At 70.8% G+C, this 22,887-nt stretch carries 20 protein-coding genes; 8 read left to right on the top strand and 12 right to left on the bottom strand.

The genetic code is table 11. The features are described 5' to 3' along the window. Positions 1-94 precede the first annotated feature (94 nt). Together ACIBTS_RS15495 and ACIBTS_RS15490 are read left to right on the top strand one after the other, a co-directional pair. Positions 95-2,698, top strand: a complete 2,604-nt coding sequence (locus tag ACIBTS_RS15495; RefSeq protein ID WP_399319651.1) for a bifunctional FO biosynthesis protein CofGH — start codon at positions 95-97, stop codon at positions 2,696-2,698. Positions 2,699-2,797: 99 nt separating this feature from the next. Continuing rightward, complete coding sequence (locus ACIBTS_RS15490; RefSeq protein WP_399319650.1) at positions 2,798-3,382, top strand: hypothetical protein; 585 nt, start codon at positions 2,798-2,800, stop codon at positions 3,380-3,382. Positions 3,383-3,475: 93 nt separating this feature from the next. Here the strand turns inward: ACIBTS_RS15490 and ACIBTS_RS15485 are convergent, their stop codons facing one another. Then, positions 3,476-3,997, bottom strand: a complete 522-nt coding sequence (locus ACIBTS_RS15485) for a DUF2165 domain-containing protein (protein WP_399319647.1) — start codon at positions 3,995-3,997, stop codon at positions 3,476-3,478. Between the two features lie 129 nt (positions 3,998-4,126). On the opposite strand from ACIBTS_RS15485, the gene ACIBTS_RS15480 reads away from it, so the two are divergent. After that, the gene (locus tag ACIBTS_RS15480) at positions 4,127-5,245 is read left to right on the top strand and encodes an ADP-ribosylglycohydrolase family protein (protein WP_399319645.1); all 1,119 of its coding nucleotides are present in this window, start codon (positions 4,127-4,129) and stop codon (positions 5,243-5,245) included. 39 nt (positions 5,246-5,284) lie between these two features. Here the strand turns inward: ACIBTS_RS15480 and ACIBTS_RS15475 are convergent, their stop codons facing one another. After that, entirely contained in the window at positions 5,285-6,862 is a 1,578-nt protein-coding gene (locus ACIBTS_RS15475; protein WP_319673818.1) for a sodium:solute symporter family protein, read from the bottom strand. Between the two features lie 137 nt (positions 6,863-6,999). After that, complete coding sequence (locus ACIBTS_RS15470; RefSeq protein ID WP_399319644.1) at positions 7,000-7,785, bottom strand: SDR family oxidoreductase; 786 nt, start codon at positions 7,783-7,785, stop codon at positions 7,000-7,002. A gap of 94 nt (positions 7,786-7,879) precedes the next feature. On the opposite strand from ACIBTS_RS15470, the gene ACIBTS_RS15465 reads away from it, so the two are divergent. Further along, positions 7,880-8,719: a hypothetical protein gene (locus ACIBTS_RS15465; protein WP_399319643.1), complete on the top strand. Its 840-nt coding sequence runs from the start codon at positions 7,880-7,882 to the stop codon at positions 8,717-8,719. 34 nt (positions 8,720-8,753) lie between these two features. On the opposite strand, the gene ACIBTS_RS15460 is transcribed toward ACIBTS_RS15465, so the two are convergent. Together ACIBTS_RS15460 and ACIBTS_RS15455 are read right to left on the bottom strand one after the other, a co-directional pair. Continuing rightward, positions 8,754-10,745 carry an MFS transporter gene (locus ACIBTS_RS15460; RefSeq protein WP_399319641.1) on the bottom strand — a complete coding sequence of 664 codons (1,992 nt, stop codon included), beginning with the start codon at positions 10,743-10,745 and terminating at the stop codon, positions 8,754-8,756. Positions 10,746-10,915: 170 nt separating this feature from the next. Continuing rightward, on the bottom strand, positions 10,916-13,975 hold the full coding sequence (locus ACIBTS_RS15455; RefSeq protein ID WP_399319639.1) for a D-alanyl-D-alanine carboxypeptidase: 3,060 nt from the start codon (positions 13,973-13,975) through the stop codon (positions 10,916-10,918). A 223-nt stretch (positions 13,976-14,198) separates the two neighbouring features. Here ACIBTS_RS15455 and ACIBTS_RS15450 point away from each other — a divergent pair, with 223 nt between their 5' ends. The 3 genes from ACIBTS_RS15450 (at position 14,199) to ACIBTS_RS15440 (ending at position 16,563) form a co-directional block, all read left to right on the top strand. After that, positions 14,199-14,954 carry a GPP34 family phosphoprotein gene (locus ACIBTS_RS15450; protein WP_079661643.1) on the top strand — a complete coding sequence of 252 codons (756 nt, stop codon included), beginning with the start codon at positions 14,199-14,201 and terminating at the stop codon, positions 14,952-14,954. 373 nt (positions 14,955-15,327) lie between these two features. Continuing rightward, a complete protein-coding gene (locus ACIBTS_RS15445; protein ID WP_079661644.1) occupies positions 15,328-16,185 on the top strand; it encodes a helix-turn-helix transcriptional regulator in 858 nt (285 codons plus the stop codon). A 186-nt stretch (positions 16,186-16,371) separates the two neighbouring features. Then, positions 16,372-16,563: a DUF397 domain-containing protein gene (locus ACIBTS_RS15440; RefSeq protein ID WP_079661645.1), complete on the top strand. Its 192-nt coding sequence runs from the start codon at positions 16,372-16,374 to the stop codon at positions 16,561-16,563. Between the two features lie 159 nt (positions 16,564-16,722). Here ACIBTS_RS15440 and ACIBTS_RS15435 read toward each other — a convergent pair whose 3' ends face one another. Together ACIBTS_RS15435 and ACIBTS_RS15430 are read right to left on the bottom strand one after the other, a co-directional pair. Beyond that, complete coding sequence (locus ACIBTS_RS15435; protein ID WP_399319637.1) at positions 16,723-17,226, bottom strand: glutathione peroxidase; 504 nt, start codon at positions 17,224-17,226, stop codon at positions 16,723-16,725. A 54-nt stretch (positions 17,227-17,280) separates the two neighbouring features. Continuing rightward, the gene (locus ACIBTS_RS15430) at positions 17,281-18,276 is read right to left on the bottom strand and encodes an ArsR/SmtB family transcription factor (RefSeq protein WP_399319636.1); all 996 of its coding nucleotides are present in this window, start codon (positions 18,274-18,276) and stop codon (positions 17,281-17,283) included. 97 nt (positions 18,277-18,373) lie between these two features. Between ACIBTS_RS15430 and ACIBTS_RS15425 the strand changes: the two genes are divergently transcribed. Continuing rightward, positions 18,374-19,582, top strand: a complete 1,209-nt coding sequence (locus ACIBTS_RS15425) for an MFS transporter (RefSeq protein ID WP_399319635.1) — start codon at positions 18,374-18,376, stop codon at positions 19,580-19,582. On the opposite strand, the gene ACIBTS_RS15420 is transcribed toward ACIBTS_RS15425, so the two are convergent. The 5 genes from ACIBTS_RS15420 to ACIBTS_RS15400 form a co-directional block, all read right to left on the bottom strand. Continuing rightward, positions 19,579-20,022: a MarR family transcriptional regulator gene (locus ACIBTS_RS15420; RefSeq protein ID WP_319670871.1), complete on the bottom strand. Its 444-nt coding sequence runs from the start codon at positions 20,020-20,022 to the stop codon at positions 19,579-19,581. The two genes, ACIBTS_RS15425 and ACIBTS_RS15420, sit on opposite strands and share 4 nt — an antisense overlap. 33 nt (positions 20,023-20,055) lie before the next feature. Next, positions 20,056-20,805 carry a hypothetical protein gene (locus tag ACIBTS_RS15415; RefSeq protein ID WP_399319633.1) on the bottom strand — a complete coding sequence of 250 codons (750 nt, stop codon included), beginning with the start codon at positions 20,803-20,805 and terminating at the stop codon, positions 20,056-20,058. A 211-nt stretch (positions 20,806-21,016) separates the two neighbouring features. Continuing rightward, entirely contained in the window at positions 21,017-21,532 is a 516-nt protein-coding gene (locus ACIBTS_RS15410; protein WP_399319632.1) for a DUF4396 domain-containing protein, read from the bottom strand. 154 nt (positions 21,533-21,686) lie between these two features. After that, positions 21,687-22,349, bottom strand: coding sequence for a DUF305 domain-containing protein (locus ACIBTS_RS15405; RefSeq protein ID WP_399319630.1), 663 nt, complete (start codon positions 22,347-22,349; stop codon positions 21,687-21,689). A gap of 99 nt (positions 22,350-22,448) precedes the next feature. Further along, positions 22,449-22,850 carry a DUF6153 family protein gene (locus ACIBTS_RS15400; RefSeq protein WP_399319628.1) on the bottom strand — a complete coding sequence of 134 codons (402 nt, stop codon included), beginning with the start codon at positions 22,848-22,850 and terminating at the stop codon, positions 22,449-22,451. Between the last annotated feature and the right edge of the window lie 37 nt (positions 22,851-22,887).

Below are 22,887 nucleotides of genomic sequence, written 5' to 3'. Positions count from 1 at the left end.
TTCACCCACCCCGACTGCAGGCAGGCCAGAACGCCCCCGTTCCGCCCCGGGTCCGCGGACGAACATTTGGAAAACGTGATCGTATGCTCAAAGGATGACGACTTCCGCGACCTCCGGAACCGGCCCCGGTCCGACCCCCGGCCCCACCGAGAACTCCATGCGTCGCGCTCTCAAGCGGGCTCGTGACGGCGTCGCCCTCGATGTCGGTGAGGCGGCCGTGCTGCTTCAGGCGCGCGGCGAGGCGCTGAAGGACCTCGCCGCGTCGGCCGCCCGGGTGCGGGACGCAGGGCTGGCGGAGGCCGGCCGGCCCGGCGTCATTACGTACTCGAAGAGCGTCTTCATCCCCCTCACCCGGCTGTGCCGGGACAAGTGCCACTACTGCACATTCGTGACCGTCCCCGGCAAGCTGCGCCGGGCGGGCCACGGAATGTTCATGTCCCCGGACGAGGTCCTCGACATCGCCCGGCGCGGCGCCGCCCTCGGCTGCAAGGAAGCCCTCATCACCCTCGGCGACAAGCCGGAGGAACGCTGGCCGGAGGCCAGGGAGTGGCTCGACGCGCACGGCTACGACGACACCATCGCCTACGTCCGCGCCGTCTCCATCCGCATCCTGGAGGAGACGGGGCTGCTCCCGCACCTCAACCCGGGCGTGATGTCCTGGACCGACTTCCAGCGGCTGAAGCCCGTCGCCCCCAGCATGGGCATGATGCTGGAAACGACGGCCACCCGGCTGTGGTCCGAGCCCGGCGGCCCGCACCACGGCTCGCCGGACAAGGAGCCCGCCGTCCGCCTGCGGGTCCTGGAGGACGCGGGCCGCTCGTCCGTCCCCTTCACCTCCGGGATCCTGATCGGCATCGGCGAGACGTACGAGGAGCGCGCGGAGTCCCTGTTCGCGCTCCGGAAGGTCTCCCGTGCCTACCACTCCATCCAGGAGCTGATCATCCAGAACTTCCGCGCCAAGCCGGACACCGCGATGCGCGGCATGCCGGACGCGGAACTCGACGAACTCGTCGCGACGGTGGCCGTGGCCCGTCTCCTGCTGGGGCCGGGCGCCTGCCTCCAGGCCCCGCCCAACCTGGTCGACAGCGAGTACGACCGGCTCATCGGCGCCGGCATCGACGACTGGGGCGGGGTCTCCCCGCTGACCATCGACCACGTCAACCCCGAGCGTCCCTGGCCGCAGATCGACGAACTCGCCGAGAAGTCCGCGGCGGCCGGTTTCGAACTGCGTGAACGCCTCTGCGTGTACCCGGAGTTCGTGCGGCGCGGCGAGCCCTGGCTGGACCCGCGGCTGCTCCCGCACGTCCGCGCGCTCGCCGACCCGCAGACGGGCCTCGCCCTGCCGGACGCCGTCGTCGAGGGCCGGCCGTGGCAGGAGCCGGAGGAGGTGTTCGTGCCGTCCGGCCGTACGGACCTGCACCGCACCATCGACACCGAGGGCCGCACCGCCGACCGCCGCGACGACTTCGACGAGGTGTACGGCGACTGGGCCGCCCTGCGCGAGGCCGCCGCCCCCGGCATGGTCCCGGAGCGCATCGACACCGACGTACGGGCCGCCCTCGCGACCGCCGCCGACGACCCCACCAAGCTCACCGACGCCGAGGCCCTGGCCCTGCTGCACGCGGACGGCCCGGCGCTGGACGCCCTGACGCGCATCGCGGACGACGTCCGCCGCGCGGCCGTCGGCGACGACGTCACCTACATCGTCACGCGGAACATCAACTTCACCAACGTCTGCTACACGGGCTGCCGGTTCTGCGCGTTCGCGCAGCGCCGCACCGACGCCGACGCGTACACGCTCTCCCTCGACCAGGTCGCCGACCGTGCCCAGCAGGCCTGGGAGCTGGGCGCGGTGGAGGTCTGCATGCAGGGCGGCATCCACCCGGACCTGCCCGGCACGGCGTACTTCGACATCGCCCGGGCCGTGAAGTCCCGCGTGCCCGGCATGCATGTGCACGCGTTCTCGCCGATGGAGGTCGTCAACGGCGCGACCCGCACCGGCATGTCGATCCGCGAGTGGCTGACGGCGGCGAAGGAGGCGGGCCTCGACTCCATTCCGGGCACGGCGGCGGAGATCCTCGACGACGAGGTCCGCTGGGTCCTCACCAAGGGCAAGTTGCCGACGGCCACTTGGGTCGAGGTCGTCACGACGGCGCACGAGGTCGGAATCCGCTCGTCCTCGACGATGATGTACGGCCACGTCGACCAGCCCCGGCACTGGCTCGGCCATCTGCGCACGCTGGCCCGCCTCCAGCAACAGACCGGCGGTTTCACGGAGTTCGTGACCCTTCCCTTCATCCACACCAACGCGCCGGTGTACCTGGCCGGCATCTCCCGTCCAGGCCCGACCATGCGCGACAACCGGGCGGTGACGGCGATGGCCCGCCTCCTTCTCCACCCGCACATCCCCAACATCCAGACCAGCTGGGTCAAACTGGGCACGGAGGGTGCGGCGGAGATGCTCCGCTCGGGGGCGAACGACCTGGGCGGCACCCTGATGGAGGAGACGATCTCGCGGATGGCGGGCTCGTCGTACGGCTCCTACAAGTCCGTGAAGGACCTGATCGCCGTCGCGGACGCGGCGGGCCGCCCGGCCCGGCCTCGTACGACGCTGTACGGCGAGGTGCCTCAGGAGCGTCAGCGTGCCGCGGCGGCCTCGGACGGCCACCTGCCGGAACTGCTGCCGGTGCTCGACTGATATCCCGCCAGGGGCTTGGAACGGGACAGCCCTGCAGGATCCCCACAGTACGATGATCGGACCCCTCCTGGTTGAGGGGTCCCGTAGCTGAGGAGATGCGTGCCCGTGCCTGCCCGACGGCTTCCCTCCTGGGCCTGGGTCACCGGCCTGACGGTCGGTGCGATCGCCGCGGTCGTCGTCCTGACGGCGCAGGCCGAGAACGGCCCGCACCCGACGGCGTCGGCGAGCCGCCCGAGCGCCTCGGCGTCCGCGGGCGCACACGCCTCGGCCTCGCCGAAGCCGTCGGCCACCCCGAAGGCGGCCGCGGTGCCCGCCGCTTCGGGCGCCGGGCGCCGGATCGTCTACTCCCTGGGACAGCACCGGGTCTGGCTCGTCGACGCCGACGACACGGCCCGCCGTACGTTCACGGTCTGGCCCGGCACGGTGGACCCGGGCGTCGGCAGCTACACGGTGTCGCTGCGCAGGGACGCCGTCACGGGCTCCGACGGCGTGGCGATCGAGCACGTCGTCTACTTCTCCGCCACGTCGGGCGTCAACATCGCCTTCTCCAACGCGGTCGACGGCTCCTCCCCGCCCCCGGCCGCCGCCGGCACGAAGACCGGCGGCATCCGGATGCCCAAGGCGGACGGAACGGCCCTGTGGGCGTTCGGTGAGACGGGGACGAAGGTCAGGGTCGTCGAGTAAAAGACCGGCGTCGAGTAAAAGATTGCCGTCGAGGACAAGACCGGCGTCGAGGACAAGACCGGCGTCGAGGGAATGACCTCGGGGGCCGTGGGCTCACGGCCGGGCGTCTTCCCGCGCGACGGGCAGGTGGTCGACGATGAGGACGACCCCGCTGAACAGGAACGCCCGGGTCGCCGCGTCCAGTCCGTTCCAGCTCTTCGACTGCCACATCGCGAACCACTCCCCGCCGATGGCGATGAACCCGGCGCCGAACAGCAGCATGACCATGAGCAGTCCGTACGTGGACAGGGCGCGGGCGCGTATGAGGTCCTGGCGCGCCCAGAACCATGTCCCGGCGGCCAGCACCAGCCCGGCGACGGTCTCCCACGCGATGATCGCGACATAGGCGGTGTCCTGCAGCCCCTTGCTCGTCACCGCCCGCCACATCAGGTCGTCGTCCTTGAACGTCGTGTCCATCGCCAGCACATGCTGCACGAACTGCTGGTTCGTGCCGAAGTCGGTGATGTTCCCGAAGGCGACGAGAAGCATGTAGAGCGCGACCGTTCCGGTGAGTAACGTCGCGGCGAGAGGCAACACGCGCGTGGCGTGCGAGATACGTGAGGTGGGGGTGGTCATGCCGGTGTCCTTACCCCACGAGGTCTCCATCACCCCTCCACCGCACAGCCCGTGCACCGGGCGGCGGCGGAGCGACGTTCGATTACAGTGACGGACGTCGTACGTACGGACGGTGCCCGGGAGGACTTGGTGGGTGCGACTGCCGGGCCCCTCTGGGGCCGTGCCGAACAGCAGGACTTCCGCGGCCGGGTGCGCGGCACGCTGCTGGGCGCCGCGCTCGGGGACGCGCTCGGGGCGCCCGTCGACGGGCTGGGCATCGAGGAGATCCGGCAGGCGCACGGGCCCGAGGGCGTCGGGGACCTGGCCGCCGCCCACGGGCGGCGCGGCGCGGTCACGCATCTCACCCAGCTGACCCTGTTCACCGTGGACGGTCTGATCCGCGCCCAGGTCCGGCGCGACACCGGCGCCTGGCATCCGCCGACCGATCTGCACCGGGCGTATCTGCGCTGGGCCGCCACCCAGCGCGACTGGGGGCCCGATCTGCGGCGCAAGGACGACGGCTGGCTCGCCCGCGAGGAGTGGCTGTACGCCCGGCGTGAGCCGACCCGGACTTTGCTGCTCGGGCTCGGTGACGAGGTGATAGGGACGCTCGACTCGCCCAAGAGCCCCGGCGCTGCCGGACCCGAGGTCGTCCCCCGGTCGGTGCCCTTCGGGCTGCTGGTCGGCTGGGAGCCGCAACTCGTCGCGCAGCTCGCCGTCGAGTGCGCGACCCAGACCCACGGCCACCCGACGGCGTACCTGTCGGCGGGCGCGTACGCCGTCACCGTGCACGCGCTGGCCCGGGGCGAGAGTCTCGACGGCGCGGTGCAGCGGGCGCTCGCCCTGCTGGCCGCGCGGCCGGGCCACGAGCCGGTGTCGGAGGCGTTGCAGCGCGCGCTGGGCGCCGTACGGCAGGGGTTGCCGGGGCCGGGGAGAGTGGCGGAGCTCGCGGGGGAGGGGACGGCGGAAGCGGTGCTGTCGGGTGCCGTGTACTGCGCGCTCGTCGCGGAGGACGTCCGGCACGGGCTGCGGCTCGCGGTGAACCACGGCGCCCCCTCGGCGCCGACCGCCGCCGTCGCCGGCGGTCTGCTGGGCGCCCTGCACGGCGAGACGGCCCTCCCGCCGGCCTGGCTGGCCGAACTGGAGGGCCGTCCCACGATCCTGGAACTCGCCGACGACTTCGCCATGGAGATGACCCAGGGCCCGGCCCTCCACACCCCCGCCGGGGCGTCGCCGGCCTGGCTGGCCCGGTATCCCAGGGGGAGTTAGCCGGGGGCCGGGTCGGCGGGGAGTCAGGTCGGCGGGGAGTCAGTCCTTCGCGGGTACCGCGTCCCGGGGGCCCGGGACGACGGCCGCCGCGCCCGCGGAGTCCCCGTCCCCGTCCCCGTCGCCGTCCCCGTTGATCCGGTCGATGATCGCGAGCCGTTCCGGGGTGTCCTCGGGCTTGAGGTAGCCGATGAGGATGTACAGGACCAGCGACACGGCCAGCGGGATCGACACCTGGTACTGGAGCGGGACTCCGCCGTCGACGTTCCAGTTGATCGGGTAGTTGACCAGCCAGAAGGCCAGCAGACCCATCGACCAGCTGGTCAGCGCGGCCGTCGGGCCGGAGCGGCGGAAGGGGCGCAGCAGGCCCAGCATCATCGGGATCGCCATCGGGCCCATCAGTCCGGCCACCCACTTGATGACGACCGTGATGATGTCCTTGAAGGCGGGCGAGTTGACCTGCGTGGCCGCCGCCATGGACAGACCGAGGAAGACGACGGTCGTCACGCGGGCCGCGATCAGCCCCGACCGCTGGTTCCACTCGCGTGCCCTGGTCCAGATCACGGGCGCGCAGTCCCGGGTGAAGACGGAGGCGATGGCGTTGGCGTCGGAGGAGCACATGGCCATGGTGTGGGAGAAGAAGCCGACGATGACCAGGCCCAACAGGCCGTGCGGAAGCAGCTGTTCGGTCATCAGGGCGTAGGAGTCGGAGCCGTCGGGCTTCTTCGACGTCACCAGCAGCGGCGACATCCACATGGGGAAGAACAGCACCAGCGGCCACACCAGCCACAGCACCGCCGACAGCCGCGCGGAGCGCTCGGCCTCCTTCGGGCCGGCCGTGGCCATGTACCGCTGGGCCTGGTTGAGCATGCCGCCGTTGTACTCGAAGAGCTTGATGAAGAGGAACGCGAGCAGGAACACCGTGCCGTACTGGGCGACCAGGGGCTTGTCGTGGCCCTGGAGGGCGGGCTGGTCCCAGGCGTCGAGGAAGCCGATGCCCTTGTCGTTGAGTTTCAGGACGACGGCGATGAACATCGCGACGCCGGCCAGCAACTGGATGACGAACTGGCCGAGTTCGGTCAGCGCGTCCGCCCACAGCCCGCCGATCGTGCAGTAGACGGCGGTGATCGCGCCGGTGATGAGGATGCCCTGGTTGAGGGAGAGCCCGGTGAAGACGGACAACAGGGTCGCGATGGCGGCCCACTTCGCGCCGACGTCCACGATCTTCAGCAGCATCCCGGACCAGGCGAGCGCCTGCTGTGTCTTGAGGTCGTAGCGGTTCTTCAGGTACTCCAGCGGGGAGGCCACATGGAGTCGCGAGCGGAGCCGGTTGATGCGGGGCGCGAAGAGCTTCGAACCGATGGCGATGCCGAGGGCGATGGGGAAGGACCAGGTGACGAAGGAGGTGACGCCGTAGGTGTAGGCGATGCCCGCGTACCCGGTGAACATCACCGCGCTGTAGCCCGACATGTGGTGCGAGATGCCGGACAGCCACCAGGGCATCTTGCCGCCGGCGGTGAAGAAGTCGCTGACGTTGTCGACGCGTTTGTGCGACCAGACGCCGATGGCCACCATCACGCCGAAGTAGCCGATGAGCACGGCCCAGTCGAGACCGTTCATGTGCGCCCTCCCAGGGGTCAGACCGTGTTCAGCCCGGCGCTCATCGTGTGCGCTGCTGTGTGAACACGACAAGTAACCGTCAGGTCAAAGGGAGGTAAAGGTATTCGACATGGTGGCCTGCGTTCACCTATATGAACTCATCGCATCAGCTCCCCGGCGTTGACCAGCAACGACTGTCCGGTGATCGCCCGCGCCCGGTCCGACGCCAGGAACACCGCCGCGTCGGCCACATCCCCGTCCGTGGCCAGCTCGGGCAACGCCATCCGCTCGGTAAGCCGCCCCAGCACCTCCTCCTCCGCCACCCCCTCCGTCACCGCGGTGAACCGCACGTACGCCTGCACCGGCGGCCCCCACATCCACCCCGGCAGCACGGTGTTGACCCGGATCCGATGCGGCCCCAGCTCCCGCGCCAGCGAGTACATCGCGCTGGTCAGCGCCCCCTTGGAGGCCGCGTACGCCGCCTGCCGCACCTGCGAGGGCGCCGCGACCGCGGACTGCGTCCCGATGAACACCACCGCCCCGCCCCTCGACTTCAGCGCGGGCAGACACGCCCGCGTCATCCGCAGACTGCCCAGCAGATTCACGTCGATCACCGACTGCCAGGTCGTGAAGTCGGCGTCCTCGACCCCGCCGAAGTAGGAGTCCCAGGCCGCCACCTGCACCACCGCGTCGATCCCCCCGAACCGCTCCCGCGCCAGCCCCGCCAGCGCCTCGCAACTCCCCTCGTCGCCGATGTCGGTGACCCGGTACGCCGTCCGCGCCCCCTCCGGGTCGATCTCGGCCGCGCTCTTGGCGAGGTTCGCCTCGGTCCGCGCCCCCAGCACGGCGTTCCCGCCGTCCCGTACGACCGCGGCGGCGACCCGGTGACCGAGCCCGGCGCCGACTCCCGAGACGACGACGGTCTTCCCGCTGAGCAGTGACATCGGAACCTCCCTGACCCTGGCGCATCATCTGACGGAGCGTCAGAGTATGGGCGACCGCAGAAGGACGGAAGCAGAAGGACGGAAGGGGAGAAACATGAGCGAGGAGACCCGCAGCGACACCTACGCCGAACTGGCCGCCGTAGGACCGTACGGAGTCCGTCCCGGCCATGCCCTCATCACCATGGTCGAACCGCACCCCGGCCACGAGTACGCCTACAACCGCTGGTACGAGGACGACCACTACTACGCCGGCGCGATGGCGATGCCCTGGATGTACTCGGGCCGGCGCTGGGTGGCGACCCGCGACCTCCAGCTGCTGCGCCACCCGGAGAAGTCGGCGATCGCCCAGCCCGTCACCGCCGGCTGCTACCTATCCACCTACTGGATCACCGACGGCCGCTACGACGACCACATGAAGTGGACGGTCGCCATCAACAAGCGCCTCAACCGGGACGCCCGCGTCTACCAGGACCGCACCCACGTCTTCACCGCGTTCCAGGACCACGAGAGCACCGTCTACCGCGACGGCGCCGCCGGCCCCCGCGACTTCCACGCCCTCGACCACCCCTACGCGGGCCTCGTCCTGGAGGTCATCGACACCGAATCGGCCGAGCAGCGCGCCGAACTCCTGCAGTGGCTGAGCGCCCGCCACCTCCCCCAACGGGTGGCGGCCTCCCCGACGGCCATGGTCACCGTCTTCCGCCCCACCCCCCTCCCCGGCGACCGCATGACCTACGTCAAACAGGTCGAGGGCGTCGACACCCGCCTCACCCTGCTCTGGTTCCTGCAGAGCGACCCCAGGGACTGCTGGCAACAGCACTTCGCCGACCTGGGGGAAGCGGTCGGCGAATCGGGGCTGGGACGGGTGGAACTGGCCGCGCCCTTCATACCGACGGTGCCGGGCACCGACCAATACGTGAGCCGGCTCCGTTGACGATCGATCAGGGATGCCAGAGCCTTCAGGCCCGTCAGGGCTGTTCCTTGAGTGCGTCGGGGCAGGGGGTTCCGCGGGGCAGCTGGTAGGGCGCCGCCAGCCGGTAGGTACCTGCCTTCGGCGCGAGCAACATCGTCCACTTGTCGCCCTCCGCGTCCTCCTTAGTCTCGAACAGACAGCCGTTGACGTTGTCGTACGTCTTCGGCTCCCCGTCGGACCGGTCCTTGGACGCCTCCGTCTCCTGCGGGGGCTTCAGGCTCTTGCCCTGCGCGTCGACGATGCTCAGCCACGGCGAGTACGGGATCCGGATCAGGATCCGCCCGGCCTTCTTCACGTCGATCGTCATCTCACCCTGCTCGGCGCGCTGCACGACCGCGTTCGGCTCGGCGAGCGAGGCCGGGTCGGTGACCTTGAACAGCTGCCAGTTCGCGTCGCCCCAGACCTGCTCCAGATACGGCAGCCCCCGCTGCACCAGCTGCCGCTCCCGCTCGCCCCCGTCGCCGTCCAACGCCTCCTTGGGGACGACGACGAAGTGCACGGCCCACCGCTGGAGCCACTCGTGGTAGTTCGCGGAGTTCAGGGTGTCGTCGTAGAAGAGCGGGTTGCGCTCCATGTCCGCCTGCCGGTTCCAGCCCCGGGCGAGGTTGACGTACGGGGCGAGCGCGGACGCCTCACGGTGCGAGCGGGCCGGCACCACCTCCACCCGCCCCTTCTCCGCACCGACCTCCTGCAACTCGTTGACCAGCGGCGCCAGCTCACGCGCCCAGGAGGCCGCCGGGGTCGTCCGCACGACGTCGTCCACCGACTTGAAGCCGATCCAGCCCACGAACAGCAGCGACGACAGGACGATCACGTACCACCTGCGGCTGCGCGGCACGGCGAACGGCAGCGCCGCGAGCAGCACCACACCCGAGACCAGCATCGACAGCCGCGTGATGTTGGAGCCGATCTGCGAACTGACCAGCCACACCCCCAGCACTCCGAGCCCGTACACCGCGGCGGTGATCCGCACGGTCTTCCAGTCACGCGGGACGACGGCGAAGACGATCACCGAGAACAGCAGCGGCAGTGACGCCGAGCCGAACGACATCGGCTGGGTGCCGGAGAACGGGAACAGCCACGCGGAGACGCCGACGACGGCCGTCGGGGCCAACCCGAGCGCCCACGCGCCCGGACGCCGCTTCTGCAGGAACAGCGCGACGGCGACTATGCCCACGAACAGGCCCGCCACCGGCGAGCCCATCGTGGCGAGCGCGGCGAGCGGCGCGGCGCACAGCGCCTTCGCCCACCGCTTGTAGCGCCAGCGGTACGGCCAACAGAACACGACGGCGACGGCGGCCAGCGCGAACATGTTGCCGAGCCCGAACGTCACCCGCCCGGAAGCGGCGTTGCACAGCAGGGCGAAGACACCGGCCAGCGCCGGCCACACCGGGTTCTTCACCGGCCGACAGCGCAACAGGATGAGAGTGAGAAGGCCCGCCGAGAGCGTCCCGGCGATCATCATCGTCGTCCGCACGCCGAGCACGGACATCAGATACGGCGACACCATGCTGTACGACACCGGGTGCATGCCGCCGTACCAGGCGAGGTTGTACGCGGAGTCGGGGTGCCGGCCGACGAACTCGGCCCACGCGTCCTGCGCCGCGAGGTCGCCGCCACTGTTCGCGAAGGTGAAGAACCAGACGAGGTGCAGGGCGCCGGACAGCGCGGTCATGGACAGCACGAGATGCCGCAGCAGCCACCCGCGCAGCGGCTCCAGGACGGATCGCACGCGGGACGTCCGACGGGCGGGGTCCGGGCGGCCGCCCGACGCCGAGCCGTCCGGGACGGATCCCCGCTCGACCTCTACCACCGGATCCGCCGCAGGTACCGCCGCAGCCTCCGGGGCTGTGGCCGGGGCCGGGGTTCGGGCTGGGGAGGGGTCACGGTCGTGGTCGCCCGACTGGGGTGCGGGCACCGTCGGCCGCGGGCCGACGTCCGGGCCCGGACCGGTGTCGTCGGCTCGTGTCGGCTCCGCAGTGGCCACCTGAAGGCACTCCCCGTGTCCCGTCTTCTGCTTTCGGCCGCTTCCCGTTCGCGTCCGCTTCACGGCTGCGCCCTTGCGAGCGACGACCTGTCCCGTTTCGCGACGCTAGCACGCACCCCGCCGGGCGGCTGCCCGACGGGGTGACGGAGCGCGCGTACGGGCGTCGCGGGTCAGCCGATGCGCGTCAGCTTGTCCGTGAAGCCCGGCTCGACCAGGTCCGCCTGCAGGGCGACCGGCACCTTGACCGCGCTGCCGGAGCCGTCCCCGACGGTGAGCGTGCCCACCTGGGCGCCGGCCTTCGCGGTGTGCGGCACCTCGTCGGCGACGAAGGACAGCTTCACCGTCATGCCCGCCCAGCCGACCGCCGAGACGTCCTTGGTGACGACGACCGGCGTGTGGTGGCCCAGCTTGTCGTCCACGTACCCGACGACATCGCCCTTCTTCACGATCTTCGCCGAGGTGAGCGCGTCCTGGGCGGCGAGCAGCGCGGTCTTGCTGACCGCGTTGACCGTTGCGAGGATCTCCTTCTTGTGCTGGCCGAGGACCGCGCCGACGAGGGTCACCGACCGCCCGTTGACCTCCCTGCGGGAGGCGAAGAGCAGGTTGCCGCCGGCCGCGGAGGTGCTGCCGGTCTTGATGCCGATCGCGCCGGTCTTGAACGGCAGCTCGTTGTAGTTGTTCCAGTACTTGCCGGACGGATCGGTCCAGCTGGCCGCGCTGGAGATGGAGACCAGCGCCGGGACCTGCACGAACGCACGGCCGAGCTTCACCTGGTCCTCGGCCGTGGAGACGGTGGTCTCCTTCAGGCCCGAGGGGTCGGTGTACGTCGTGCGGGTCATCCCCAGTTCCTTGGCGGTGGCGTTCATCTTCTTCACGAACGCCGCCTCCGAGCCCGCGTCCCAGCGCGCGAGCAGCCGCGCGATGTTGTTGGCGGAGGGGATCAGGACGGCCGACAGGGCCTGCTTCTCGGTGAGGAAGTCGCCGGCCTTGACGGTGTTGAGCGTGGACTCGTCGCCGGTGACGTCGTAGCCGCCCTCCTTCTCCGCCGTGGCGTCGATCTCGATCTTCGGGCCTTCCTCCCCGGCCTTCAACGGGTGGTCCTTGAGGATGATGTACGCGGTCATCGTCTTGGCGACCGAGCCGATGGCCACGGGCTTCTGCTGGCCGAAACCGCCCATCGTGCCGACGCCGTCGACGTCCATCCAGCCCTGTCCCTCACCCGGCCAGGGCAGTTGCGTCTTGCCGCCCTCGAAGGTGTACGAGTCCTTCGCGGTGAGGGTGAGCGCGGTCGCCGGCAGCGGACGCACGGCCTGCGCGATCGCAAAGACCACGACCAACAGGAGGACCAGCGGCGTCCAGATCTTGATCCGCCGGCCGAGGGTGCGCAGCGGGGTCGGCGGGGGCGGCGGGGTGTTCGTCAGCTCGGCCAGCAGGTCCAGCGGCGGCTTCGGCGGCAGCGGCTGCTGCGTGGTGCGCTCGGGACCGATCTGTGGGACGAGAGCGGTGACCTCCGGCGAGGCCTTGGCGGCCGGCTTCAGCGGCCGGGGCTCGTCGAGCGGCTTCAGCGCGACGAACTTGCTGGTCCGCTCGGCAGGCGCGGCGGCCTCCGGCTCGGCGTCCGCCTTGTCCGCGTCCGGCTTGGGCTTGGTGGCGCCGCCCAGCTTCAACATGGTCGTCGGCTGATCGACGGCAGGCTTGGGCCGCGGCGCCTTGAAAACGGCGGTCGGCTGATCGACCCCGGAACCGCCCCCGCCATCAACAGCCTTGCCCGACTCATCGGCCTTGTCCGACTTGCCGCTGCCCGACTCGGCCTTGTCCGACCCGTCGTTGCCCGACTCGGCCTTGTCCGACCCGTCGTTGCCCGGCTGGGCCTTGTCCGACTTGCCGCTGCCCGACTCGGCCTTGTCCGACCCGTCGTTGCCCGGCTGGGCCTTGTCCGACTCGTCGTTGCCCGGCTGGGCCTTGTCCGACTCGGCCTTGTCCGACTTGGGTTCGTCGCCCTCGCCCTCGTCCGCGCCCTCGTCCGCGCCCGCAGCCCACTTGGGCGCGGACTTGGACACGGGCTGGGAGACGGGCTTGGGAGCGGACTTGTCCCCGGCCTGGGAGGCGGGCTTGGCCTCGGCCGCCCCGGCGCCACTCTCGGAACGTTCCTTCGCCCCGTCACCGGCGTCCGCCGAGCCTTCGTCGGAGCCCTTCTCGTCCGCCGAGGCCACCCACTGGGCCACAGCCGCCCGCAGACGCTCGTCACCGCCCCCGACGGCCTCAGAGCCTCCCGAGCCCTCCTCGACGCCCTTGGAGCCCCTCGAAGCGCCCCCCACGCCCTCAGAGGCACCAGCAACGGCCACGCGGTCCGCCCCGTCAGCCCCGGCGTCCGCGGCCGAGCGGTCCGTTGCGGCAGTCCCGACCTCCGCGGCCACGCGGTCCGTTGCGGCAGGCCCGGCCTCCGTGGACTTCCCGGTCGCGTCGGCGTTCGCCGGCTTCGCGGCTTCCTCGGCGGTCCCGGCTCGCGACGCCTGTCCGGTTTCGGTTGTTTCGTCAGTTTCTGTGGTTTCCGAGGTGCTTTCGGTCCTCTGATCCTCTGGCTCGCTGAGTTCCTCGGCGGCTTCGGTCTTCCCGGTCACGCCGACAGGCCGGCGCGGGTCGGCCTTCGCCGGGCTCGTGCCCTCTGGCGTCTCCGAGGCTTGTCCGGCCGCCGTGGCCTTGTCGGTCGTCCCGGTCTCGGCGGCGTCGTCGGCGGCGTTCTTGTCCCCGACCCCGTCCCCGTCCCCGTCCCCGGCCTCGTCGGCGGCCTCGTCGGCGGCCTCGGTCTCGCCGGTCCGGGCAGCCGGCCGGGGCGCGCCGACCTTCGCAGGCTTCCCGGTGTCCGCCGTCTCCGCGGCCTTTCCGGCTTCGTCGGCTGCGGACTCTGCCGCCGCGCTTCCTGCCGCAGGCTTCCCGGCCTCGCCGGTCTCGCCGGGCTCCTCTGTGGTGCCGGACGCGGTGAGTTCGTCGGGGGTCTCCGCGAGTGCGGGTTCGTCGGGGGTCTCCGCGGGTGCGGGTTCCTCGGGGGTTTCGGCTTTCAGGTCCCGTACCGAGAAGGCCCGGGTCGCCGTGTCCACGCCTCCTCGGGGCGCGGACGCCGCGACCCGCGGGTCGGGAACCGCACCCGCGCTCCCCGACGTCGGTTCCACCGACGACTCGCGCTGCTTCGACCTGTCGGGGGACTCGCCCGCCACCGATGCCTCCTCCATGTGCCGCACGCCGTCCGCGCGCCTGCCGAACCGTGAACCGCCCGCCCCGGACCCGCCTCGCGGCGCTGTCCGAACCATCTACCAGTGTCCTGTGTAGAGGGCTTGGCTCCTGCGGTAGACGAGAACGACATACCTACTGGTTCCACTACAAACAGGTCACGCACCCTCGACAGACCAATGTGAGAGGGGTCACCCTGTCATTCATCCACGCGGGGAGGCATGGATGGGCATGAGCCGCAGAACTCTTCCGGAAGAGTTGTTGCTGCTGGCGTTGGACCCGACCACGGGTACCACCGCACAGCCGCAGTCGCTCGACCTCGGTCTGGCCGGAGCGCAGCTAGTGGAGCTGGCGCTGGCCGGACGGATAGCCCCTGACGGGGATCGTATCGCCGTGGTGGCACCACGGCCGACTGGAGATCCGACTTTGGACTGCGCGTTGGAGTTGCTGCGAAGGCGCGGCGCTCCTGTGCGTGCCGTCCACTGGATCGGCGGGCCGCGTCTCGGGCTGCGCCAGACCTACCTCTCGCATCTGGAGCGCTGCGGCATGGTTACCGCCGTCGCGGGCCAGATGTGCGGAGTGCTGCCGACGACTCGCTACCAGGCGACGGACAACGACATCAGCCGGGAGATCAGGGCCCGGCTGGACTCCGCGATCCGCACCGGCGTCCCGCCGGACCCGCGGACCGCGGCGCTCGCCGCACTGGCGCACGCGGTCGGCCTCGGCAAGCACCTGTATCCGGGGAACGAGGGACGCTCGTCCCGCTCCCGGCTGCGGGACCTGATCAGGCACGACCCGATGGGCGGCCTCGTGGCGCACGCCGTGATGGACGTCCAGAACGGCGCGGCCGCACAGCCGCGTCGCCAGCAGGCACCCGCCGGCCGTCAGGCAGGACCGGGGGCCAGGCCCGCTCCGGAGCCCGCCCGTGGCGTTCCGGCGCAGCCGCACCGAGGTTCCATGGCGCGTGTCGTGGCCCACTGAGCCGCAGTCCCACGACGCACGCAGCTCACGAGTCGCACAGTCGCAAGTCGCACAGTCGCAAGCGGTAAGACGCACAACGCAAGACGCAGCACGCCTGACGTAAGTCCTGGTGGACGCGAGACCCGTTCGGGAGCCGCCGCGGCCCGCGCGGGGCGGAGGGACCAGTGTCCCGCCGTCCCGCGCGGACGCATGCCTGGAACACGTCGCCGCTCCCGCCGCGTTGCCCGGCATTCTTCGGAGGGCGACCCGAACTGGCGTGTACCGGCCGCATATCCACCGTTTTCCAGCGGTAGAAAGCACCTTGGTGGCAGTCTGCTCAGCAGCAGATACACAAAGTGTTGGTTACAGGCACGCAGCCGGAGGTGCACGTCCCGTGGCGTCCAATGTCAATCCCACTGTCAGGCGACGCCGGCTGGGCCAGGAGCTGCGTCGGCTCCGCGAGCTCAAGGGCATGACGGCCGAAGAGGTCGCCGAGCGCCTGCTGGTGTCGCAGTCGAAGATCAGCCGGCTGGAGAACGGCCGGCGCAGCATCAGTCAGCGTGACGTCCGTGACCTGTGCGGGGTGTACGAGGTCGAGGATCAGCGGATGGTCGACTCGCTGATGGAGATGGCCAAGGACTCCCGCCAGCAGGGCTGGTGGCATGCCTTCGGCGATGTTCCGTACAGCGTCTACATCGGTCTGGAGACGGACGCGGCGAGCCTGCGCGTGTACGACCCGCAGGTCGTGCCGGGGCTGTTGCAGACCCGTCAGTACGCGGAGGCGCTGATCTCGGGCGCGCTGCCGGAGACCGCGCACACGGAGGTCGAGAAGCGTGTGCAGGTGCGCATGCGTCGGCAGGAACGTGTCTCCTCGAGCGAGAACCCGCTGCGGTTGTGGAGCGTCATGGACGAGTCGGCGCTGCGCAGGGTCGTCGGCAGCCGTGAGCTCATGCGGGAACAGCTCGAACACCTCGTGGAGCAGTCCCAGTTGCCGCACGTCACCGTGCAGGTGATCCCCTTCGACATGGGCGCGCATCCGGGGCTGAACGGCCAGTACGCGATCCTGGAGTTCCCGGACACGGCCGACTCCAGCGTCGTCTACATCGAGGGCGTCACCAGCGACCTCTACCTGGAGAAGCCGAACGATGTGCAGAAGTACAGCGTGATGTACGAGCACCTGCGCGCCCAGGCCCTGAACGTGGACCAGTCACGCCAGTTCATCGCCGACATCGCGAAGAAGTACGTGCCCTGACAGACCCGTAGAGGGCCCGCATTGTACGCCTTCTCTCGGCCGGATGGAAGTTTCCAGTGGAATATGTCATCCGGTCGAGTGAATAGTCGCTTCGTCAGTCGATGTTGGCGAGTAGCGTCGATCACGCCATCGAGCAACAAGGTTGGCGCGATGACAGCAACTCAACAACTGCACTCCGGAGCAAAAATGGCAATTCGTCAGGGCAGCGCCCACACGTGGACCAAGTCTTCGTACTCCACGGGCAACGGGGCGTGCGTCGAGGTCAAGTCGCCGGCGGTCCAGGCCATGTTCGTCCGGGACTCCAAGGTCCAGGACGGTCCGAACCTGGTCTTCCCCGCCGACGCGTGGAGCGACTTCGTGGCATCGGTCAAGGCGTAGGGCAGAGGACTTCCCGACGCTCGACCGTCACCGATACAACTGCACAAGAACCACCCACGGGCCCTCTCGTCCAGCTCGCCGTCCTAGCCGAGAGGGCCCGGTGCTGTTCCCGGGGTGCCGGCTCCGCGAGGGCCGGCCCGGTTGGCCCGATCGGCCCCGTCAGCCCAGCTGGGCCTCGATGGCCGCGACGACCTCGGCGGCCTCCGGCTCGGTCTGCGGGGAGAAGCGGGCGACGACGGAGCCGTCCCGGCCGATCAGGAACTTCTCGAAGTTCCAGCGGATGTCGCCGTCGTGGCCCTCGCCGTCCGCGAACCCGACGAGCCGCTCGTACAGCGGGTGCCGCGCCTCCCCGTTGACCTCGACCTTCTCGGTCAGCGGGAAGGTCACGCCGTAGGTGGCCGAGCAGAACTCGGCGATCTCCTCGGCACTGCCGGGCTCCTGCCCGAGGAACTGGTTGCAGGGCACGCCGAGGACGGTGAAGCCCTGGCCGGCGTACCGCTCCTGGAGCTTCTCCAGGCCCGTGTACTGCGGGGTCAGGCCGCACTTGGAGGCCACGTTCACCACCAGCACAGCCTGGCCCGCGTACTGCGAGAGCTCCGCGGAACCGCCCTTGAGAGCGCCGATCTGGACATCGAGGGGAGAGGTACCGGAATCAGTAGTCATGCTCCGGATGCTAGCCCGCAAGATGACCCCACCCCTTCCGGGGGCACCCCCCGCTTACGATTCCGGTCCCCGCGCGAGTGCCCCGGCCGCTCGCGCCACCGCTTCGCCGGCCGGCGTGCGGGAGTACAGCACCGAGCGGCCCGCCCGGTGGCGTCGGACCAGGCCCGCGTCCAGCAGGACGCGCAGGTGGCGGCCCACCGAGCCGAGGCCCTGGCCGGTCACCGCCACCAGTTGGGTGGTGCTCAGGGGGCCCTCGCCGAGGAGCACGAGGACCGTCGCCCGCGCGGGGCCCAGCAGTGCGCTCAGCGCGGCCGGCGCGGCGCGGGCCCGCTCCCGGTGGCCCCCGGCCAGCGCCCCCGCGCAGGGGTAGACGACGGCGTACCGCTCCCGCCCCTCCCACGACACCCACCCGGCCTTCGGGGTGACCGGTACGAACACCAGCTCGGCCCCGGAGATCTCGCGGGGCGGATACTCGTGCAGGTTGACCTGAAACCGACTCTCGCCGAGCCAGCGTGTCCCCGGCCGCAGGGAGTCCAGCACGGCGGCCCAGCCGCCCCGGCTGACCTGCGCGGTCCGCGCCACCACGTCGGCCTCCAGGACGCGTCGCCGACGCTCCCAGTACGGCCGTACGCCCGCCTCCCACACGTACTCGAGCAGCGCGGCCGCCCGCTCGGAGAGGTCGTCGCGGTCCAGGGCGGCGGGCAGCGGGCCGGCCAGGGACATCCGAAGATGGTCGCGGACGTCCGCCGGACGGGCCGCCCGGACCCGGTCCACACCCTCCTCGAAACTCTCGCCGTCCCTCGGCGTGGGCGTGAGGAAGTCGGCGATCCAGTGCCGCCCCAGTCCGGCCCGCACGAGCAGCGCGGTCACCGGGTCGGCGGCGAGCACGGCGCGGTAGCCGGGGAGATGGTCGTGCAGCCAGTCGTGCTCGCCCGGGTGCGCGCCCACGCCCGCGTGCAGCAGCTTCAGGCTCGCGAAGGTCTCCGCGAGCGGCGAGAGCACGAACCGGCTGCGGGCCAGAGTGTCCGCGTTCACCTGCCACCAGCCCATGACCGTCCGGCCCCCCGTACAGATGTGGTCACGATCGACGTTTCGCGCCCCGGCGAAACAATAACCGCCCCTCCCCGGCCCGCCCCAGACTCCGCCCATGACCGGACACACGTACCGACAGCTCTTCCGCGTCCCCGAGTTCACCCCCCTCTTCCTCTCCTCCGCCGCCCACACCGCCGCCCAGACGGTGAGCGGGCTCGCCCTCGGCACGCTCGTCTACCGGGCCACCGACTCCCCGTTGCTGTCGGCGGTGAGCATGTTCGGCCCGTCGCTCGCCCAGGTGCTGGGCGCGACGTTCCTCCTCTCGGGGGCCGACCGGCTGCCCCCGAAGGCGACGCTGACCGGCCTCCCGCTCGGCTTCGCCGCCGCGACGGCCGTCCTCGCCGTGCCCGGACTGCCGGTGTGGGGGGTCTTCGTCGTCGTCCTCGTCCAAGGGCTGATCGCCTCGCTCGGCGGCGGCGTCCGCTGGGGCCTGCTGAACGAGATCCTCACCAAGGACGGCTATCTGCCCGGGCGTTCGCTCTTCAACATGATGAGCGGGCTCACGCAGATCGCCGGGTACGCCACCGGCGGCTCCCTGGTGACCGCACTCTCCCCACGCCCGGTGCTTCTCCTCGCCGTCCTGCTCTACGCGACCGCCGCCGTGATCGCCCGGCTCGGGCTGACCGACCGCCCGCCGCGCGCCGTCGGCCGTCCCTCGGCTGCCGTGACCCGACGCACCAACGCCGTCCTGTGGTCCTCCCGGCCCCGCCGCCTCACCTACCTGGGCCTGTGGCTCCCCAACGGCCTGGTCGTCGGCTGCGAGGCGCTCTTCGTGTCCTACGACCCCGACGCGGCGGGCATGCTGTTCGCGTGCGCGGCGCTGGGCATGCTCGCCGGCGACGTGACCGTGGGCCGCCTCCTCCCGCCGTCCCTGCGGCCCCGCCTCGCCACCCCGCTCCTGCTGCTCCTCGCCACCCCCTACGTCGTCTTCGCCCTGCACCCCGCGCCCCCGCTCGCCGCGGCCTGCGCCGGCCTGGCCTCCGTCGGCTTCGGCGCGAGCCTGGTCCAGCAGGAGCGGCTGATGGCCCTGACCCCGCCCGAACTCAGCGGCCACGCCCTGGGATTGCACTCGGCCGGCATGCTGACGATGCAGGGCGTGAGCGCGGCCCTGGCGGGCACGATCGCCCAACTCACCTCACCGGCCGCGGCGATGACGACGATGGCCCTCATGTCGATCGCGGTGACAACGGCGTTGAAACTCGCCGCCCGAACGAACACCGCCCGCACACCGAACGAACTCGCCAAACGCAGGGCAGGTCTCTAGGGCGTGTCCTGGACGTCGTCGGTGAAGACCGCCGGGACCTTGTTGTCGAGGACGACGCGGGCGAGGAGCGCGGTCAGCCGGTCGCGCTCGCTCGCGGTCAGGCCCGACGGCAAGGTCTCGATGCGGTGGCACGTCTCGTCGTAGAAGCCGTGCGCGAGGCGGTCGCCCTCCTCGGTGAGTCCGACGCGTACCGCCCGCCCGTCCCGCGGGTCGGGCTCGCGACGCACCAGGCCGCGCTGGACCGTCCGGTCCACGAGCCCCGTCAGGCTTGACTTGGCGAGCCCGAGCATCTCGCCGAGCTCACTCATGCCGTACGGCTGCGACATCAGCACGCACAGCAACTGCCCCTGCTGCGGAGTGATCCCGTGGACCCGGCTCGACTCGGCGTACACGGCGTTCACGAGGAACGCCGACCGCACCAACGCGGACACGACCCCCATCTGCTCACCTGCGCTTCTCCCCATGAGGGGAGCTTAGTGGCGGGTCGAGGGGGCGAGCCTGCGCAGCTCCTTCAGGTCGATCTGCTGAGGCGTGCCGCCGACTATCTCGACGGAGAAGACGGCTTCGAACGGATGCCCCTCGGCGACGATCGTGTCGGTGAGGAAAGCGGCATCGGCGAGGAGTCGCGCCGCGGCGCTCGTGCCGAACCCGAAACTCCCGGCGAGGATGACGATGTTCCGCTCCCGGTTGAAGGGGTTGGCCGCGCGAATGAGAATGCCCTGGTCGACGACCAGTTGGTCGTGGGAATCCATGACGCAGCGCATGACCTCCCCGGTGGACGCGTCATAGATGTTCGCGTCGTGGGCGTCGACCGAGCCGAAGGTGAACGTCACGGGCAGGCGCTGCATGACCTCGGCGGTCACCTGGTTGGAGTGCGGGCCGCCCACCAGTACGAGGTTGCCCTGGCGTTCGGGGCCGGTCAGCTGGTGGCTGGGCGTCAGCGGCAGATGGCCGACTCCCGCCCGCTGCAACTGCTGGCGCAGTTCGTTCAGCGCCAGCACGTCTCCGACGCCGACCAGTCCCGACCGCTCCCAGATGTAGTGCTCCTCCTTGATGAAGATCGACGTCACGACCCTGAGGTCGCTGGTGGCGAACGGCTTCCAGAAACTTCGCATGTTCCGAAACCGCCATAAGTCACGCAACCTGCCGAAGGACCAGCCGGCCACGAAAGCGATCGCCGCGGACGCCAGGTTGACCAGAAGGTCACGAAGGCTGCTGCTCATCCAGGGATGCTCCGATCGGGACCGGGGTGTGGCGCGGCCGTGGGCCGAGGCGGGCGGTGGCGGGGGCCCGCTGGATTCCTCCCCGTGTCGATCGTCGCCGTCACCGGGTGGCCTGCCGATCCCTGACGTATTTTTTCTCCGCCAGCAAGCCGGTGCCGGAGACTCACCAGGTCGGCCGGCGGGATCAGCAGGGTCAGTGGGATCAGTGGGGTCAGTGGTGGGCGTGGGCGACGGCGTGGCCCTTGCCTCGGCCGATCATCCACTTGTTCACCGGCGTGGTGATCACGAAGGCGACCACGAAGCCGCCCAGGAGCGTCGACCAGAAGAGCCCGTCCGACAGTTGGGCGTCCATCGCGCCCGGGGTGAGCGTGACGATGGCGTTGTCGACGAGTTCCATCACGGCGATCGACACGGTGTCGGCGGCCAGCGCCACCCTGATCGCGGCCCCGAGGTCCAGTCCGGCCCGGCGGACCGCGAACAGGGTGAGCGAGTAGCCGAACAGGAACGCCAGGGCGATCGCGAGGACCATGGTCGGCGCGTTGCCCCAGCCGAAGGCCGTGCCGACGACCATGCCGAGGATCTCGCCGATGGCGCAGCCGGTCAGGCAGTGCAGCGTCGCCCTCACCGCCATCTCCCAGGAGGCGCCTGCGTGCTGCGTCGCGTGAGCGCCGTGAGCGCCGTGAGCGCCGAGATCGGTGTGATCGGTGTGGTCATCGCTGCGGGGCATGGCTTCTTCTCCGTCCCGGGCGGGCTCCGTCGTCCCGTCCTGCCTGCCCCTCCTGTATACCCCCTGGGGGTATGTGGAATCCAGTGGGCGGGGGCGGCGAGGCCGGCCCGGGGTCCTGTTCGGACGCCGGACCGGCCTCGCCCCCTCGGGACGGTCAGCTCTTGCCGAGGAGCTTGTTCATCTCGGCGATCTCGGCGGTCTGGGCGGTGACGATGTCGTCGGCCATGGAGGTGGCGGGACCGTACTTGCCCTTGGTCTTCTCGATGCCGGCCATGTCCACGGCGCCCTTGTGGTGCTCGATCATCATGGTCAGGAACATGGTGTCGAAGTCCGTGCCGGACGCCTTCTCCAGCTCCGTCATGTCCGAGCCGTCCATCATGCCGGGCATCGCCGAGCCGCCCGAGTGGTCCATGCCGGGCATCGCCGAGCCGCCCGAGTGGTCCATGCCGGGCATGGCCGTCGGGACGTCCTCGCCCCAGGACGTCAGCCAGCCGCTCATGGTCTTGATCTCCGGGTCCTGTGCCTTCTCGATGCGCGAGGCGAGATCCTTGACCTTGGCCGAAGAGGCCCGGTCGGCGGCCAGCTTCGCCATCTCCAGGGCCTGGAGGTGGTGCGGGATCATGCCCTGCGCGAAGGACACGTCCTGGGCGTTGTGCGCGGCCGCCGGCGCGGAGCTGTGACCGCCCGCGTGTCCGGTGCCGCTGCTGCTGCCGTCACTGCCGTCGCCGTCATTGCCGCAGGCGACGAGGGTGAGCGCGGCGGTGACGGACACGGCCGCGAGAACGGCGCGGCGGGTCAGGGTACGGGTGTTGCGCATGCTGGAACTCCTGTTGTGCTGTGGGTGTTCTGCGAAGTGGATCCGGACGTGCCGAAGCGCACCGTGTCGCTGTGCCGGTGACGCGGTGCGGCGCGGTTTCTAGATCCGCAGGAGCTGGAGTTCCGCCAGGGAGGGTGGCGCGCGTGCGCCGTCCGGGGCCGTGCGCGCGTATGAGCGGACGGCGTCGGCGCGCACCGGGACGGCCACCGGGTCGGGAACCACGGCGGGCAGCGCCGGTGCGCCGCTCACCGCGGCCGCCACACAGGTCGGGTCGGCGTGATGGAGGTGCCCTCCACCGCAGCCGCCGTCGTCTCCGGGACAGCCCTTGTGGGCGCTCGCCGCGGCGACCTTCATGTGCTGCGGCCCCGCGTGTTCGTGAACGGCGCCGACGGGAGCCAGGGCGTGCATGCCCAACAGCCCGGCCAGCAACCCGAGCACGAGCAGCATCCGCAGGCGCCGCACGGGCGCCGGCGCGAGGTGCTGCTGCCCGGGATCGTTCATCGGGGCCAGCCTACGGGGCCGTCCGGCGGATCGCTCC

The organism is Streptomyces sp. NPDC050121 (assembly GCF_044460385.1).
Lineage (GTDB): Bacteria > Actinomycetota > Actinomycetes > Streptomycetales > Streptomycetaceae > Streptomyces > Streptomyces soliscabiei.
Note: the sequence above shows the minus strand (reverse complement) of the source record. Positions and strands in the feature narration are given on the sequence as shown.